Annotated in this window: 1 protein-coding gene; it reads right to left on the reverse strand. The window is 31.9% G+C overall.

Annotated features, from left to right (window positions below; all coding sequences use genetic code 11):
- Positions 1-62: 62 nt before the first annotated feature.
- Complete coding sequence (locus tag CIB29_RS18295) at positions 63-644, reverse strand: papain-like cysteine protease family protein (protein ID WP_157910284.1); 582 nt, start codon at positions 642-644, stop codon at positions 63-65.
- Positions 645-909 lie beyond the last annotated feature (265 nt).

Here is a 909-nt window from a genome sequence, read left to right on the forward strand (position 1 = left end):
TTTTTTATACATATAGATTCCTCCATTTATATTGATTTACATACCTTTTCTTATAGTCTTGTTTAATTCCACTGACCATCTAAAAAGTAAGAAGCACCCGAAGGCTTTGCCCACACACCGTCAAAATAGTTTGCAAACAAATCACTTTCCTGCCACGGCCCTTTTGGATCAACAAAATATATTTTTTCCTGTGGGAGTGAATCATAACCATAGCAAGCGAGCATATGATATTCCCCAACATTTGTATAATTTACTCCAATTATAATAGGATTATTTGATGAATCAAGTTTCTGTGCTACATAATTAAAAGTATATGCACTGTTTGTATATCCTGTATTCTTTGTACTATTTGTATATAGTTTTATTGCAGAAGCTGTTTGCTGATGAGTTGCTGTTGCATCCCTTGTACTTGATCCTAATATTTTTGCTGCCATATCAGATTGTGTAAGAGTGACATTGTAACGATAATCTGCAACCATTCTAGCGCAAGCATTCCAGCACCATAAGGTTTTTTCCTGCTTATATTGATCCATTCCTCCATATATATGAGAAGCATAGAGTGCAAAAGCTGTACTAGTTACTACTAAAAGAATTGATAAGAACATTATCGATATTCTAAACTTCTTCATAGTCCAAAATTTCATAGTTAACTCTCCTTTATACATAAAATATAATTAATCAAAAAATCAAGTAACATTAAAAATCTATACAAAGGTTTTGGCTAGCAAACAAGGATAAGTAGCGTGAAAAAACTTATCTCTATTACAGGCTCTCTCTATACTAGCCAGAATTAGTATCTAATAAAAATATTTATGCAACTTCCTAAACATATCAAATCTCTTGTGTGCTTTCTATAAAACTATAGTATTCTTAATCATCCCCTTACTTTTCTGTTTTCTAACACCAAAC

This window comes from Petroclostridium xylanilyticum, from assembly GCF_002252565.1.
In the GTDB taxonomy this organism is placed as follows: domain Bacteria; phylum Bacillota; class Clostridia; order SK-Y3; family SK-Y3; genus Petroclostridium; species Petroclostridium xylanilyticum.

Coding starts and splice junctions, on each gene's coding strand:
- CIB29_RS18295 (WP_157910284.1), bottom strand. CDS start 644: ATGAAATTTTGGACTATGAAGAAGTTTAGAATATCGATAATGTTCTTA.